The organism is Corynebacterium sp. HMSC076G08 (genome assembly GCF_001811515.1).
In the GTDB taxonomy this organism is placed as follows: Bacteria; Actinomycetota; Actinomycetes; order Mycobacteriales; family Mycobacteriaceae; genus Corynebacterium; species Corynebacterium hiratae.
Genome location: NZ_KV805018.1, coordinates 16,174 through 32,045, shown reverse-complemented (window position 1 = coordinate 32,045; position 15,872 = coordinate 16,174). Strand labels below are relative to the sequence as shown.

Annotated in this window: 16 protein-coding genes; all 16 read left to right on the top strand. The window is 58.7% G+C overall.

All coding sequences use genetic code 11. The features are described from left to right. The first annotated feature begins 407 nt into the window (after positions 1-407). The 16 genes from HMPREF2806_RS03610 to scpB all read left to right on the top strand — a co-directional run bounded on the left by HMPREF2806_RS03610 (position 408) and on the right by scpB (position 15,841). Complete coding sequence (locus HMPREF2806_RS03610) at positions 408-1,502, top strand: hypothetical protein (protein ID WP_158013198.1); 1,095 nt, start codon at positions 408-410, stop codon at positions 1,500-1,502. 544 nt (positions 1,503-2,046) lie between these two features. Beyond that, the gene (locus tag HMPREF2806_RS03605) at positions 2,047-2,793 is read left to right on the top strand and encodes a hypothetical protein (RefSeq protein WP_232745247.1); all 747 of its coding nucleotides are present in this window, start codon (positions 2,047-2,049) and stop codon (positions 2,791-2,793) included. Between the two features lie 129 nt (positions 2,794-2,922). Beyond that, positions 2,923-3,873, top strand: coding sequence for a tetratricopeptide repeat protein (locus HMPREF2806_RS03600; RefSeq protein WP_046649225.1), 951 nt, complete (start codon positions 2,923-2,925; stop codon positions 3,871-3,873). After that, positions 3,873-4,856 (top strand): HAD-IIA family hydrolase, encoded by a 984-nt coding sequence (locus HMPREF2806_RS03595; protein WP_070516252.1) that lies wholly within the window; start codon positions 3,873-3,875, stop codon positions 4,854-4,856. Before HMPREF2806_RS03600 ends, HMPREF2806_RS03595 begins: the two co-directional genes overlap by 1 nt. Continuing rightward, the gene (locus tag HMPREF2806_RS13540) at positions 4,847-5,008 is read left to right on the top strand and encodes a hypothetical protein (RefSeq protein ID WP_168163151.1); all 162 of its coding nucleotides are present in this window, start codon (positions 4,847-4,849) and stop codon (positions 5,006-5,008) included. The genes HMPREF2806_RS03595 and HMPREF2806_RS13540 overlap by 10 nt, the downstream gene beginning before the upstream one ends. A gap of 40 nt (positions 5,009-5,048) precedes the next feature. Further along, entirely contained in the window at positions 5,049-5,858 is an 810-nt protein-coding gene (locus tag HMPREF2806_RS03590) for a TlyA family RNA methyltransferase (protein WP_049154951.1), read from the top strand. 26 nt (positions 5,859-5,884) lie between these two features. Further along, on the top strand, positions 5,885-6,766 hold the full coding sequence (locus HMPREF2806_RS03585) for an NAD kinase (protein ID WP_046649256.1): 882 nt from the start codon (positions 5,885-5,887) through the stop codon (positions 6,764-6,766). Between the two features lie 39 nt (positions 6,767-6,805). Continuing rightward, entirely contained in the window at positions 6,806-8,482 is a 1,677-nt protein-coding gene (gene recN / locus HMPREF2806_RS03580; protein WP_070516249.1) for a DNA repair protein RecN, read from the top strand. Between the two features lie 26 nt (positions 8,483-8,508). Continuing rightward, positions 8,509-9,693 carry a putative cytokinetic ring protein SteA gene (gene steA / locus HMPREF2806_RS03575; protein WP_070516247.1) on the top strand — a complete coding sequence of 395 codons (1,185 nt, stop codon included), beginning with the start codon at positions 8,509-8,511 and terminating at the stop codon, positions 9,691-9,693. After that, positions 9,693-10,652 carry a copper transporter gene (locus HMPREF2806_RS03570; RefSeq protein WP_070516245.1) on the top strand — a complete coding sequence of 320 codons (960 nt, stop codon included), beginning with the start codon at positions 9,693-9,695 and terminating at the stop codon, positions 10,650-10,652. The genes steA and HMPREF2806_RS03570 overlap by 1 nt, the downstream gene beginning before the upstream one ends. Further along, positions 10,653-11,291, top strand: coding sequence for an NUDIX domain-containing protein (locus tag HMPREF2806_RS03565; RefSeq protein ID WP_070516243.1), 639 nt, complete (start codon positions 10,653-10,655; stop codon positions 11,289-11,291). A gap of 41 nt (positions 11,292-11,332) precedes the next feature. Then, the gene (gene xerD / locus HMPREF2806_RS03560; protein WP_070516263.1) at positions 11,333-12,211 is read left to right on the top strand and encodes a site-specific tyrosine recombinase XerD; all 879 of its coding nucleotides are present in this window, start codon (positions 11,333-11,335) and stop codon (positions 12,209-12,211) included. A gap of 45 nt (positions 12,212-12,256) precedes the next feature. Further along, positions 12,257-13,345, top strand: coding sequence for a hypothetical protein (locus tag HMPREF2806_RS03555; RefSeq protein ID WP_070516242.1), 1,089 nt, complete (start codon positions 12,257-12,259; stop codon positions 13,343-13,345). 185 nt (positions 13,346-13,530) lie between these two features. Continuing rightward, positions 13,531-14,403, top strand: coding sequence for a ParA family protein (locus HMPREF2806_RS03550; RefSeq protein WP_070516260.1), 873 nt, complete (start codon positions 13,531-13,533; stop codon positions 14,401-14,403). Positions 14,404-14,412: 9 nt separating this feature from the next. After that, the gene (locus HMPREF2806_RS03545; protein WP_046649234.1) at positions 14,413-15,210 is read left to right on the top strand and encodes a segregation and condensation protein A; all 798 of its coding nucleotides are present in this window, start codon (positions 14,413-14,415) and stop codon (positions 15,208-15,210) included. Positions 15,211-15,226: 16 nt separating this feature from the next. Further along, positions 15,227-15,841 (top strand): SMC-Scp complex subunit ScpB, encoded by a 615-nt coding sequence (gene scpB, locus HMPREF2806_RS03540; RefSeq protein ID WP_070510783.1) that lies wholly within the window; start codon positions 15,227-15,229, stop codon positions 15,839-15,841. The last annotated feature ends 31 nt before the right edge of the window (positions 15,842-15,872 follow it).

The window sequence follows — 15,872 nt, the reverse complement described above, 5'->3', positions numbered from 1 at the left end:
TAAGAAACCGCCGACACCAAACAACAAACCATAACTCAATACACAACAAAGAGAGACCGTTGAAGCACTACTTCCGCTTCAACGGTCCCTTTCTTCGTTTTCAAGGTCGGCCCCCCAACGACACTGGGGGAGCGACCTCAAATCTTTTTTGAGTACCACACCTAGGTCCATAACGCTTTGGCACCATCTTTTCGGCACTTTCTCCTCGCGCTGATACTTTCCAGGAACTTATTTCAGCTACACTAATCAAAATGGTTGAATTAGCGTTCGGCGTTGCTTTTTGCGGGTCTAGCCCGGGCTATGAGAATCGGTGGACGGATTCGTCGCTCAGTTTTTTAATGTCACGAGCATTGAGTTGTCATTCGTAGAAATCCAGTTGGAGGTGTCTTGAGATGCTCTTAAGGAAAATGCTCTCTCCTGCAACTGTAATCAGAGTGAATGTTCTTGTGGATGCGTACGTGACTTCATTTCTTGCAGCTTCTGTAGGTTACCTGACAGTAGAATCTGGGCTTGATGGTCAAGGTGCTTTGCATGCGGTGGGCACGGGCATTGTTATTGGGACAATTCTGTCGTTGCCGCTTGCACGTCTCGGAGATGTCGTGGGCGAAGCTAGGGTTCTCGGCTGTGTGCAGATTTTTCAGGTTGTCGCATATGTTGTTCTTGGAATGGTCCCTGGTCAAATCCCATTGATGGGTGCTTTGGTTGGAATCTTTTTGCTTGGAAGGTTTGTTTCGCCTCTGAGAGGTGCTCTTCCTCCACGCTACCTGCAAAAAGAGGAGCTAGTTAGTTTCAAAATTGCATTACGAACAGCTACGTTGACTGTCGTTCTACTTGGGACAGCCACCGTATCATGCGTTCTGCTTTTTGATGTCTCGATTCGAACCTTAGCTTCGTTGCTTGGGAGTTTTGGATATTTTATTTGTATCGCCGCGACGCACGTATTGAAGCAAAATCAAGGGGTCGACGTTGTACGCCGAGCTTCATTTCCCGTCAGATTTTCATTGGCAACAGATGTATGGATTTCTTGTCTAAAAGTCTTTGTTACATTCGCAATTATCACAACCGGTTCCGTTCTAGTGCCGTACATACTGGCGTCCAAGGGAAGTAAGCTTAGTTGGTTGCTATTGTGCTCTGTATTTATAGAAATTGCGATCAATTATGTTATCCAGAAGAACTCTCGCTTCAAGAAAGGAGGTAGGGCTTCAAATTTCGCCTTACTCTTGCTGGCAGTTGCTTTGGGGGTGTTCGGCGGGATTCTCTTAGTTAGCAGTGCTGTGCTCTTACAATCAATGATTGTCTTTTCATTAGCCTTGATGGCGGTATTCTGCTTAATTCATACCGCCCGGACGCTCGCAACTATTATGGCTTGGCAGTTTCAGTATGACAAAGGTGATGATAAAGATCGGACATTTGTAGTAGCTATATTTTCGATGGCGTCAGCTTTTGGTATCGGGTTTGCAAATTTAATAGGTGCAAAAATTTACGAAGTAGTAGGTGTGTAAATTTATAGTGAAGGATATCTTCGAAAGCCCGAGAATTAACAGTAGGAATAGACGTGTGCGCTGGTGCCTATGACATGAATCTTGGATGCAGTGCGCACGAGCGCGAACTGCGACGTACCCATGCGCGAGCCTTAGTAGTCCGTCTGGTCGAGTGAATTAGTCTATTGGCAGTGTCGGTGGCCGTCTATTGGAATGGTTTATTTGCGACCAGCGTTTTAGAACACGTGAATGAATGCGGCGGCTAAGGGGGGCAGGTCTTTCAAATCAGCTTGTACTCCTCCTCGATCTGGAATCATTGGTGACCTTCATGAGTGCACTTCTAAGTCTGCGTTCATAGCCCTGAGGACAAGCAATCACACGGGTTCCTGAACCCCATAACCTCGTCATTTAAGGGACTACATGCCTGACGTTTTAAGTCTTTAGCGCTCCCGTAAATCGTCGGCCACCAGCACTGTATTGATAGCGGGATGTCGTTTCCTTTTCGTGCTTTACAACTAGAATGTAGTCGGTATCAACTCTTGGCGGGATAGCGAAGGAGAACGCGATGAGGTTCCCGCAGACTTCGGCTTCTTTTACTCATTCTTATAACCCGGTCTTCCTGAAGGAACTGAAGGCTGTTCCCTACGGGAGAAAAAACGAGAACCCCTCTCCCTACAACCTTTGTCCGGTCTTTGAATCAGTAGAGCGTGTTCCGCAAGTGCGCGATATCCGTGGTGGTCTTGTGTTTTTCGGAGCGATGGTCTTGGCAGCAGGATTGATCTTCTTTGTGGGCTTACTTCTTAACAGCTTCAAGGTTCCGGGTCTCTTGGCGTTTCTTCTTGGCGCGTTGCTCCTTTATTTTTTGTTTCTCATCGCTAAGCATGCGTTGTTTGCGCGACGAATTAGTAGGGCCTGGAAGAATGGCTGGATCGATTTTTATCCGGTTCTCCTCGGCAGTCTTTTTCACGATGAAGAGAATGCCAAGCGTGGGAAGAAGGGGCATTTTTATGCCACGAAGGCCTTGGTCGTGGCGCCAAACGGCGAGTCCCGGATGCTCGAGGTGTCCGTGGAAGGGCTGAGGCTGGACCGAATGATTAAGGAAGGCGCTGTCATGGCGCGTGACCGCCAGGGGATCCGCCTTGATGCAATCCGCAATAACGGGTGGACATTCTGGGCAGTCGTTCGTGGTCGGCCGTTGGACGACGGAAGCGTGGAACATGGGCTGTCCGCTTCACAGGTGGCTGCGGGCTTGGATCGCGTTCGGCATGGTTGGCCATTGGATCGGCTTGATTCCTTGCCTGATGGCCCGTGAATTTTGACTATTAGCCATGGGTGTGGGCCATTTCACTCACCAGTCGGTGCATTGCCGGTTTCGGGCCGCTGACCTGTACACTGGTTCGGTACATACGGACGCGTCTACCGCAGAAAGTGCATGGATTTAATGTCTGAATCTAACTCCCGCGACCACGAGCGTGGCCGCGAAGGTTCCTCGGAAAGCAACCGGGGAAACAACCGCTCTGGTGGCCGGAAGTTTGAGAAGCGTGGCGGCGCATCGGGGCGTCGAGAAGAGCGTCGCGGCGATCGCCGCGATGACCGCCGTGGCGGTCGCGCTGGTGCTAAACCTCGTCGTGGGGATCGCCGCAACGATCGTCAGGGCCACGATCGTGATAAGCACAAGGCCTCGCATCCGCAGCGTTCGGGCTACCGTGAGGAGCGGATCAATCGCCGCATGACGGATCCGGATCTGCCATCTGATATTGATATCACTGACCTCGATCCTTCTGTGCTGCAGGACCTCTCCTCGCTATCGAAGGAAAACTCCGAAGCAGTGGCCAAGCATCTCATTATGGCGGCAACGTGGCTTGATGATGACCCGCAGCTGTCACTTCGCCACGCGCGCGCAGCAAAGGATCGTGCTGGACGCGTATCGGTTGCGCGTGAAATGAATGGAATCGCCGCCTACCGTGCTGGGGAGTGGAAGGAAGCTCTGGCGGAGTTGCGTGCTGCGCGCCGCATTTCCGGTGGCCCTGGATTGCTTGCCGTGATGGCGGATTGTGAACGCGGCCTTGGTCGCCCAGAGAAGGCCGTGGAATTGTGGCGCAGCGAAGAGGCGAAGGAGCTGGCACCGGAGGATGCCATCGAGTTGGCAATCGTGGCTGCAGGTGCACGCTTAGACATGGGTCAAGCAGATTCTGCTGTGGTCACGATTCAGCGCGCGCAGCCGAACAAGGACGCCACAGGCGTGTCTGCCTGCCGCCTTTCTTATGCTTACGCCAATGCCCTGCTGGAGGCCGGCCGTAAGGAGGAGGCACAGGAATGGTTCCAGCACGCGGTTGACATCGATGAAGGAGACTGGACCGACGCCGCGGAGCGTCTGACCGAATGTAAATAATGAGTATTCTCAAGACCCACGATTCGCTGCTGCTAGATCTTGACGGAACCGTGTGGGAGGGAGGACAGGCCCTCCAGTGCGTCGTTGACGTTATTAACTCCTGTGGTGTTCCCGCGGTGTATGTGACGAACAATGCTTCCCGCAGCCCCCAGACCGTGGCTGGCATGCTCGGAGAAATTGGACTGAAAACGGATGCCAACCGAGTTGTTACCTCCGCGCAAGCCGCAGTCAAGATTGCCCGTGAGGACTTCCCGGCAGGAACCAAGGTTCTCGTTATCGGCGCTGACTCATTCCGCACTGTGGCCCGTGAGGCAGGGTTCGAAGTAGTCGACAGCGCCGATGATAAGCCTGCGGCAGTGTTGCAAGGCATGGATAAGTCGGTCGGTTGGGAACAGCTTTCCGAGGGGGCATTTGCTATCAATCAAGGTGCGAAATACTACGCCTCCAACCTCGATACGTCGCTGCCGACGGAGCGAGGAATGGCCGTGGGCAATGGCTCGCTCGTCGCGGCTGTTGTTTCGACCACGGGCGTTGAACCTATTACTGCAGGCAAACCGGAGCCCGCTATGTTTACGCAGGCGGCCAAGCTGGTGGGGTCGACCAAACCCCTTGCTGTCGGCGACCGTCTGGACACCGATATCGTCGGTGGTAATAACGCAGCGATGGATACGTTCCACGTGTTGACCGGTGTGTCTCGTGAGCTGGCGCTTATTGAAGCCATTCCGGAGGCACGTCCCAATTTCATCGGCGCGGGCTTCCACGAGCTCTCACTCTCGGAAGCACAGGCACGGCCAGGAGCCCAGGGCGGATTCCGGGCTCGGTATGACGGCTATGACATTGTCCTTCAAGGAGGCGATGAGAAGTCGACTTCGGTCGAGGCGCTGCGCACGGTTTTGGAAGTAGCCTGGGCGGGCGCTGAGCCTCCTCGCTATATTCAGCCGCGGAGCGAGGCCGCTGAAAGAGTAGTATCCACATGGCGGTAAAGCCCCATGACCCGCGGGCGGTGCTTGCCCCAGAAAAACTGGATGAGTCCATCGCCGCGATTCTTAACGAGCCATCGGAAACTCTTGAGCAGGAGCTGGTCCAGCTGGACCGTGCTCACACCGTGCTGCGGGATGCGCTTCAAGACAACTAGCGCTTTACACCAAGGAATGTAGGGGAAAGAGGACCTGTCTATGCCACCGCAACGTCGCCGTCTTGACGCGGAGTTGGTACGCCGAAAGATCGCGCGCTCACGTGAGCACGCTGTTGAGATGATCAAGGCCGGCCGCGTGACGGTTGGTGGTTTCAAGGCCACCAAACCCGCCACGGTGGTGGAACCAGAGGTATCCATCAAGGTGGAGGCCAGTGAGGGGGATGACTGGGCGTCGCGAGGCGCACACAAGCTCTTGGGCGCACTTGAAGCCTTTGACGTGGATCTGAAGGGCAAGCGCGTGTTGGACGCAGGAGCGTCGACCGGTGGGTTTACCGATGTCTGTTTACGCCGCGGTGCCGCAGAGGTGTTATCGGTTGACGTGGGCTACGGGCAGCTGTTGTGGCGCCTGCAAAACGACCAGCGCGTTACCGTGCTAGACCGCACGAATATTCGTAATCTGACCCTAGAGCAGACCGGTGGGCCGTGCGATGCCATGGTGGGTGACTTATCTTTTATCTCCTTGAAATTGGTGCTTCCGGCCATCGTGGAGTGCATGGTCGATGGCGCGTGGCTACTGCCCATGGTCAAGCCACAGTTTGAAGTAGGTAAGGACCGTATTGGCGCCGGCGGCGTGGTGCGGTCACCCGAGCTTCGCGCGGAAGTAACCAAGGACGTGGCGGTCTTCGCTCAGGAGCTCGGCCTAAGCGTAAAAGGTGTGGCTGCCTCCCCGCTACCGGGACCGAGCGGTAACGTCGAGTATTTCCTCTGGCTGGTCAAGGACGGGATGTCCACCCCGGAGGATAGGCTGGACGTACTCATCGAAACGGCAATTAAGGAAGGACCTCAGTGAGCACTACCAGCGCCGCGGATGGCACCATGCGCCGTGAAATTCTTCTTGTCCCGCACGCCAGTCGCGAGGAAAACCTTGCCGCCACCCACCGGGCCGCGGAGCTGCTGCAGGAGGCAGGCATTAAGGTGCGCGTCTGTGCTGCGGATACTGTGCTTCCCGGGCTGCAGCACGTCCGGCATACACCAGCGGCAGCAGAGGGCTGCGAACTGGTGTTGGTGCTCGGAGGCGATGGCACGTTCTTGCGCGCTGCGGATATGGCCCGCGCCGTGGACGTTCCGGTGTTGGGCATCAACTTGGGGCACGTGGGCTTCCTCGCAGAATGGGAAGCGGAGTCCCTAGACCGTGCGCTCGTGCGCGTCATCGAGCAGTCCTATGACGTCGAAGACCGCCTGACCATCGACGTGAGCGTCTTCGATTCGGAAGGCGCGTTGCGTGAGCGCAGCTGGGCGCTGAATGAGGCGTCGATTGAAAACCTCAACAGGTCCGGAGTGCTTGATGCCATCCTCGAAGTGGATGGCCGCCCAGTATCCGCTTTTGGGTGCGACGGTGTACTTATTTCTACCCCTACGGGCTCCACGGCTTATGCCTTCTCCGCCGGCGGCCCTGTGCTGTGGCCTTCGCTCGATGCCATCCTGGTGGTGCCGAATAACGCGCACGCATTGTTTACCAAGCCGCTCGTGGTGTCTCCGGATTCACAGGTAGCGGTGGAATCGGCATCGGCAACGACTCCCGCCGTGGTGATCCTCGATGGTTTTCGGGAAATCTCCATGCCCCCAGGCTCACGCGTGGAAATCGTGCGCGGTGAACGGCCGGTGCGGTGGGTTCGCCTTGACCACCAGCCTTTCACTGACCGGCTTGTGTCCAAGCTGCGCCTTCCCGTGGAAGGCTGGCGCGGACCGCGGCATTAACCTGCTCTAGCGCGTAACCAGGAAGGAAGATAACTCTCCGTGCTCGTTGATATCAGCATTTCTGATCTCGGTGTAATTGAAAGCTCCACCGCGGAGCTTTCGCAGGGGCTCACCGTGCTCACTGGTGAAACCGGTGCTGGCAAGACCATGGTGGTGACCGGACTGCGCCTGCTCGCGGGAGGGCGCGCTGATGCCTCGCGCGTGCGCGAAGGAGCCTCCAAAGCTGCCGTCGAAGGGCACTTTTCTTCTGACTCGAAGGCCGTGGCGGAACTAGTCGAGGAAGCCGGGGGAGAGCCCGATGAGAACGGCGAATACATCGCCTCCCGCACGGTGTCGGCTGCGGGACGCTCGCGGGCCTACCTGGGTGGGCGAGCGGTGCCAGCGGCGACGCTGGGGGAGTTCGCTTCCCATCTCATTACCGTCCACGGGCAAAACGATCAGCTGAGGCTGTTGTCTACTGATCAACAGCTGGCGGCCATTGACCGCTTCGACCCTGCAGTCGACGCGGTCCGCGAGGCATATACCCAGGCATTTAGCCGCTGGCGCGCGTTGGCCAAGGACTACCAGCGCCGTACAGAATCACGGCGTGAGATGGCACAGGAAGTCGACCGGCTCCAGTTCGCGATAACGGAGATTTCGGACCTTGACCCGGAACCGGGCGAGGACGCAGAGCTCGTGACCCTCATTAAGCGCCTGCAGGATGTTGATGCCCTGCGCGAGGGAGCCGCCACCGCGCTGAGCGCTCTCGACGGCGGGGAAGGTTTCGGTGATGAGGACACCGCCGTCAACCTCGTCGGCACCGCTGAAACCGCATTGGCTGGGGCCAGCGACGTCGAACTCGCGCGGCTCGGGGAGCGATTGAGCGAGGTCACCACGCAATTGACCGATATTGCCGCTGAGCTCACCACGTATCTGGGAAATCTCCCCGCAGATCCCAACCTCCTCGAGGAATCCCTGCAGCGCCAACAGGAGCTCAAGCGCCTGACACGTAAGTATGCCGCAGACATCGATGGGGTGTTGGCCTGGCGTGACGCGGCAGAAGCGAAACTCGCGACGTTGGACACCTCCACCGAGGCCCTCGAAGCATTGAAGAAGGAGGTAATGGCGGCCGAAAAGACAATGGTGGCTAAGGCCGAGAAGCTCACCGCCGCCCGCATCAAGGCAGCGAAGAAGCTGGGCTCGCAGGTCACCGAGGAGATTCACGGCTTGGCCATGCCTCATTCCACACTGACGGTCGCCGTGCACAAGGCGAAGTACTCCAAGACGGGCGCGGATGAAGTGGAATTCCAACTCAACGGAAAGCCCTTGGCCTCGGCCGCCTCCGGCGGTGAGCTCTCCCGCGTCATGCTGGCGATGGAAGTGGTACTCGCCAGCGGCGACGGAACCACGTTGGTCTTCGATGAGGTAGATGCCGGCGTCGGTGGGCGCGCGGCGGTGGAGATTGGGCGTCGTCTAGCGCGCCTGTCCATCACCAACCAGGTCATTTGCGTGACCCACCTGCCCCAAGTGGCTGCCTATGCGGATTCGCACCTGCACGTGTCCAAGGAGAAATTCACCTCAGGCGTGGCGGATTTGAGCGCCGAGGAACGCGTCGAGGAACTCGCCCGCATGCTCGCTGGTCTTGATGACACCGCGACTGGCCGCGCGCATGCCCAGGAGCTCTTCGACCGGGCTCAAGCAGAAGTAGAGAGTTTCCGCGCGCCTTCCACACATTGAGCGCCTAACAGGGGAAACTGTCAGGCATGAGTCTGTTTTCCCGTAACACCGATCTGCCTGGAGAACACGGCGCGCTGCGTGATTGCACCCCGGGTGGCAAGGGCATGAAGAAGTTCAGCGCCGGTGACTTCGCAGTCATCAACGCCGCCAACATCTCCCGCCAAGAGGCCCAGACCCTCGTGGATATGAAACCAGCTGCTGTGATCAACGTGGCGGAGTTTTCTACCGGTTCCATTCCGAATTATGGCCCGCACATGCTTCTCGACGCCGACGTCACCCTCATCGAGGGCGTGGGCCAAGATTTCGTCAGCAACTTCAAGGACGGGAAGAAGGCGCGTCTTACTGAGGACGGGACGGTGTATGTGGGGGATACCCAGTTGTCTTCTGGAACGGTGGTTACCCGGGACCGCGCGGAGAAGAACTTCTCCTCCGCGCAACGCGAACTTATCGACCATATGGAAGCCTACTTTGGCAATTCCATCGAGTTCATCCACTCCGAAGGCCCGCTCCTCATCGATGGCCTTGGCGTTCCGGATGCTGGTTCCGTCATGGCGGGACGCAAGGTCCTCGTGGTGTCGCCCTCTGAGGAGCACCGCAAAAAGCTCACGCTGCTGCGCAACTTCATCCGCGAGTATGAACCCATCATCATCGGTGTCGACTCTGCCGCAGATACGTTAGTTGAGCTGGGATATCAGCCTAACTTCATCGTGGGAAACCCTTCGGAAGTGAGCTCTGAAACCCTGCGCAGTGGTGCCCAAGTTATTCTCCCAGCTGAGCCGGACGGCACTGCGGAAGGCCTCGAGCGCATTCAGGATCTGGGAATTGGCGCGATGACATTCCCGGCTGCGACAGACTCAGCAACGGATCTTGCACTCCTGCTCGCGGACTACCACGAAGCGCAGATGATTGTGCAGGTTGGGGGCGCCCTCGATCTCGATGACATCTTCGCCAACGAGCCGAATGCCACGCCCGCAGCCCTGTTGTGCCATATGAAGGCCGGTACGCGCCTCGTGGACGCGGACGCCGTCATCAACCTCTACACCGCGCCGAATTCCGGCGCAATGGGGTGGCTGTGGGCCCTGCTGGGCATCCTCGTGGCGCTGGCCGTGGTCATCCTCATCGTCGGCCTGGGTGGCGATGAATCATTCCTGCAGAACCTGATCGATACGTGGAACAACTTCGCGTTGAGCGTGCAGGGGTGGTTCAAATAATGGGTTCGCCTAAATCCCTGATTGTCACCGGCCTTGGCTTCGGCGCAGCCATTGGTATTGCGTTGGGCACGTTGGTCATCGCACCGAACATGGACTCCACCCCGGGGCGCGGTGGGGAGTCCAACGACGAGGTCCGAGAAAAATACAGCAAGCTGGTGCTTGACCACAACATTGCGAAGGCCCAGCTGGATTCCGCTGATTCCGTGATGGGGGACCTCGGCCGTTACGTCGTCGACGGCACTCTAGTCCAGCGTCCGGTCATGGTACTCAGCATGCCCGACGCCAATGATGCCGATGTCACGGCTGTGAAGGATCTTCTCGGCTCCGCCGATTCCACCGACGCTGGAAGCATCAAGCTGACCCAAAAATTCCTGGCCCAGGAATCCGCAGACAAGCTGTTGTCCCTCGTCACCACCACGCTGCCGGCAGGGGCGAAGCTCGATAAGAAGAAGATCGATGCCGGTACTCATGCCGGCCAAGCGCTTGCTGCCGGGCTGATGATGGATGCTAAGACCACCCAACCGCTTGCCACCGTCGACGATCGGGCGACCTTGCTGCGTGCCTTGCGCGATGCCGGCTACATCGACTACAAGGATGGCACGATCCTGCCCGCTCAGGCGGTCGTAATCGTCGGCGGCGGCCTGACACCAGGAGAAGACGAAGACAGCGCTGGCAAGAAGTACGCTATCGACACCACCGTCAAGTTCCTGGAAGGTTTCGAGTCCGCGGACGCCGCCATGGTGTATGCCGGGCGCGTGCAGTCTGCAGGGGATGGCGGAGTGTTGGAAAAGCTGCGGGCGGCCAAGACTGGGATTAGCACCGTGGACTCCATCGATCACCCGGTCTCCCAGATGGCCAGCGTTTTGGCCGTCAAGGAGCAGCTTGATGGCGGCCGCGGCGTGTACGGTTCTGCAGCGAATGCCGAGGGCGCAGCGCCGGCGCTGCCGAAGGATCTCTAAATGCCACACGAGTTTCGTACGGTGGGAAGCGAGCTGCTTGTCGATGCCCCCATTATCGCCGTCCGCCGTGATGACGTTGTGATGCCGGGAGATGTCGTGGCGCAGCGGGAGATCGTCGAGCACCTCGGTGCCGTGGCCGTTGTGGCTTTGGACGAGGACAACCGAGTCGCCATGGTGGAGCAGTACCGCCACAGTGTGAGCAAACGCCTGTGGGAGCTGCCGGCTGGTTTGCTCGACGTCAAAGGTGAAGATGAGCTCAGTGCCGCACAACGCGAACTCCAAGAGGAGGCCGGACTGGCCGCCGAGGACTGGGGTGTGTTGACCGATCTGGTGACCTCCCCGGGCTTTTGTGAAGAAGCCGTACGGGTGTTCGTGGCGCGTGGGCTGCGGGACGTCGCCAAGCTCGAGGCCACAGGTGATGAAGAGGCCGACATGGGGTTTTCGTGGGTGCCGCTCGCGGAGGCCGTCGATCGCATCCTCGCCGGCGAGATTGTGAACTCTATTGCAGTGGCCGGAATTCTCGCCGCCTATGCCTGTGTGCGTGAAGGACGCACACCGCGGCCGGTTGATTCACCTTTCGAGTTGCGGCCGCAGTCGCTGGCTAGCCGGCGTACCGGACCGGATTTGAAGAAGCTGTGAGCAGCACGACTCCCGCTGCCGCCGCTGGGCAAGCGTGGCTGATGCACCTCATGGTGGAAAAAGGTGCCTCGAAGAACACGGTGAGTAATTACCGGCGTGACATCAATCGCTACGTGTCGTGGCTAGCGGAATCTGGGATCACGGATTTGCGCCAGGTTTCTCGCGCGCACGTGGAGAACTACCTCATGTACCTGCGTGAATCCCTCGCCCAGTCCTCGGCCAGTCGAGCGCTGATCGTCGCGCGTGGGCTGCATAAATTTGCGCTCGCGGAGGGGATGATTGAAGAAGACGTCGCGGCGGAGGTTTCGCCGCCCAAGCGGGCCCAAGCGCTACCGGAGACCCTCAGCGTGGAGGACGTCGAGACTTTGCTCAACGCCATTCCCACTGATGAATCCGCAGCCCCCATAGACATCCGCGATCGCGCTTTGCTGGAGGTTCTCTACGGCACGGGCGCGCGCATCTCCGAAGTGATCTCCTTGAGCGTGGATGACGTAACGGCTGAGGGGCCGACGTCCGTGCGCGATATTCTGCTGCTGAGCGGCAAGGGCGATAAGCAACGCCTCGTTCCGTTGGGTTCGCACGCGGTAAGAGCGGTCGAGCATTATCTCGTGCGGGCTCGGCCGGTCTTAGCAACTGGAGCCTCCCACGCGCTATTCCTCAACACCCGGGGCAAGGCCCTGTCACGGCAAAGCGCATGGGCCGCCATCAAGTCCGCTGCACAGCGCGCGCACTTGAGCGCCAACATCTCTCCGCACACCCTGCGTCACTCCTTTGCTACCCACCTGCTGGAGGGTGGTGCGGATGTGCGTACAGTTCAGGAACTGCTGGGTCATTCTTCCGTGACGACGACGCAGATTTACACGCACGTGACTGCGGATTCGCTTCGCGAGGTGTGGCGCACTGCTCATCCACGCGCCTAAAGGCGCCTAGAATCAGTTCGATTTACATCAACGAAAAGGATTTCTATGACTTCATCTGCTCGCGCTTCCCGGACCTTTCGCGGGGCTGCGATTGCTCTCGCGCTCACCGTATTTCCACTTGCCGGTGTTGCGGCCAACCCGGTGAGCGCGAAGGACGGAATCCCCGGGCTCGGCGCGGCAGTTGCCCATGCTCAGGATGCCACCATCCCCGTGCCGGCTGGACAAACCACGACGGTTTCCCTGCCGGTGCCTGTCGACGTCTCCGTGGCTGCCGATGGGTGGAATGTGAGCGCCTCAGGTGGCACTGCTACGGTGACGGCCCCGCCAGCAGGTGGACAGATTACCGTTCCGGTGACCTATCAGGGCGTGACCATGACCATCGTGCTCGTTGCTGACGCCGATGTCACCGCCGAGGAACTCAACGACGCTGCCGAAAGTGTCGATCCGGGGCGCCTTGGTGGTGGCCAGCCGGGGCCGGGGGACGCAGAGAACCAGCAAGGTAACGAAGAACTGGGTGGAAACGGCGACGTCACAGACGATGCAAGCGATGGCGGAGCGGCGACCGGTGCGGATAGTTCCAGCACCGGCCACGCGCAACCGCACCGTACGGGCCGTGGCTGGGAAGGCGTGGATGATTCCCACACGTCCTATGTCAACCTAGAATCCACCATCGAAGGCCAGACCATTCACGCCAAGCTAGGTTTGAAACAAGCGCTGGACCTTTATAACCGCTTCAAGCATCTTGAGGATGAAGGCGTCACGCTGCGTTATCTCAACGCGGAAGGGGAGTTCATCGAGAGCGTGAAACGCGACATTGATAAGGGCTCGCGCACCATGACCCTGACCTACCCAGAGGGCATGGAACCCGACAACCCCTTCATCATGCAGTTCATCAACGAGGACACCCAGTCGGCAGAGCTGGTGGTGACACTCACAGACCCAACCCGAGAGAACACCACCGACGTGCCTCCAGAGCAGCAGCTTGACAGCGACAGCGCCACGACAGCTAGCGAAGAATCAGATACTGATACAGGCCTTGGCGCCGGCGCGGTGATAGCGGGGATTGCGGCACTCGGCATCATCGCATTGGTCGCTGGGTTCGCACTCCGTCGGTTCCGTTCGAACCGGAAGTAAAAGCTCTCGCAGTCTAGCTTTGAGGCTTTATGTGGCGGCTTTTGCTGGCTATAATCGCGATGCGGGTGCTCAAGGGGGTACCCTATAATCACAAGGATGTAAGAGTGCGGCGCCGGTGAGTGCCGCAGGGCTAACGCGAAGATGGCCTAACTAGAGCCGTACAGGTCAAGGAAGCAGGTGTGACTGTGAGCGACGAGGGACTGTTTGAGGCCTCCGAAACACAGGTCGGGTTGACCGGCCGGCCACTGCGGGAGCTTCCGGAACCAGAGCCATTGGAAAAGCATGGCCCCGCCACGATTATCTCCATGTGCAACCAGAAAGGTGGAGTGGGGAAAACCACATCCACGATCAACATGGGAGCATGCTTGGCGGAGTTGGGGCGTAAAGTCCTCCTCGTTGACTTGGACCCGCAGGGCGCTCTGTCCGCCGGATTAGGGCTGACGCATGATCAGATTCAGGACACTATCTACGACGTCATGCTCGATAGTGAGGTCTCGGTGCATTCTGCCATCGTGCACACCGGCGTCGCGGGGCTCGACCTGGTTCCGGCCAACATTGATCTTTCCGCCGCAGAGATTCAGATGGTCAACGAGGTGGGCCGCGAGCACACCTTGGCCCGAGCGCTGCGCCCGGTACGCAAGGACTATGACTTCATCATCATTGACTGCCAGCCTTCCCTAGGCCTGCTCACGGTCAATGCGCTGGCCTGCTCGCAAGGCGTCATTATCCCGATGGAATGCGAGTTCTTCTCCCTGCGCGGCCTCGCGCTGTTGACCGATACCGTGGAGAAGGTTGCTGACCGCATCAATTTCGACCTAGAGATCATGGGCATTCTGGTCACCATGTTCGACCGTCGCCCCCGCCACGCCCGCGAAGTCATGGACCGGGTAGTGGAGTACTTCGGGGATAAGGTCTTCGACACGGTGATTACGCGAACCGTGCGTTTCCCAGAGACCTCGGTAGCCGGTGAGCCGATTACCACCTGGGCACCAAGCTCGCAGGCCGCCAAGCAATACCGCGACCTAGCTAAAGAGGTCATCGAGCGGGCCAACGGCTAGCCGCCTGTTATGACCCAACCGGAGATCACAGGCTTTCGCATCGCGCTGGGCAATTTTGAGGGTCCCTTCGATCTGCTGCTCCAGCTCATTCAAGCGAAAAAGCTAGATGTCACCGAGGTGGCACTGTCTGAGGTCACCGATGAGTTCGTGGCCTATACCCGAGCGTTGGGGGAGACCGCGGACCTAGACGAGACGACGGAATTTCTGCTCATTGCCGCTACGCTGTTGGATCTGAAGGCGGCGCGTTTATTGCCGCGCGGCGAGGTCGATGACCTTGAGGACCTCGAACTGCTGGAGACCCGAGATCTGCTTTTCGCGCGGTTGCTGCAGTATAAGGCTTATAAGCAGGTCGCTGACCAGTTTGCGCAGTGGCAGCGCGCCGCCCAGCGCCGCTATCCACGTGCGGTGGCGATGGAGGAGCGCTTCAGCGAGCTTCTTCCACCTGTCAAACTTGGACACACCCCAGCCACGTTCGCGGAACTCGCCGCCGGGGTATTCCGCCCCAAGCCTCCCGAGGAAGTCGCGACCGGTCACATCCACCAAGTCGCCGTCTCTGTGCCGGAACAGGCTGGAAAAATCCTTACCACGCTCAAGCTGTTAGGCACAGGGCAATGGATGAGCTTTGATGCGTTAACGCGGGACTGCACCATTTCCATGGAAGTCGTGGGCCGCTTCTTGGCATTGCTGGAGCTGTACAAAGCCAAGGCTGTGGATGCGTCCCAACCAGAATCCTTGGGCCCGTTGGAACTGTCGTGGACAGGGCTCGACGTGGATCCGGCCGTTGTTGCGGCGGCGAACTGGGATTAAGGTACGCTACCGACTCATGGAGGACACGTCACCCGCAGTACACAGTGAGGCCCCAGTGCCGAGCGCACCGGCGGCTCTTCCGCTGATCCCGCAATTGCGCTCACGCCTCGAATCGATCCTTCTGGTCATCGATTCGCCCGCCAGCGCGGAAGAGCTGGCGCGCGTGGTAGATGCGGAGGTCTCCGTTGTCAGAGATACTTTGCGGGCAGTGGAGCGTGAGCTCACCGAGCGTGGTTCTGGCATCGACCTGCGTGAGACACCGGAAGGATGGCGTTTTTATACCCGCAAAGAAAATGCGGACGCCGTCGAGCAGTTCGTGCTTGATGGGACCCAAACCAAGCTTTCGCGCGCCGCACTCGAAACCCTCGCGGTCATCGCCTACCGCCAGCCGGTCACCCGCGCCCAAGTCGCTGGTGTTCGCGGTGTCAACGTCGATGGCGTTGTCCGCACGCTGCTTCTGCGCGGGCTCATTCGAGAGATCGAAAGCCCCGAGCCGACAGTCGGCAACGCACACCAGTATGAAACCACTGAGCTTTTCCTGGAGCTTCTGGGAATCGATTCCCTCGAGCGTCTTCCAGACCTCGCGCCGCTCCTGCCAGACATCGAGCAGATCGATGAGGACTACTCATAAAGGCCCACCGTGCGGTAGGATTGCGGCCGGA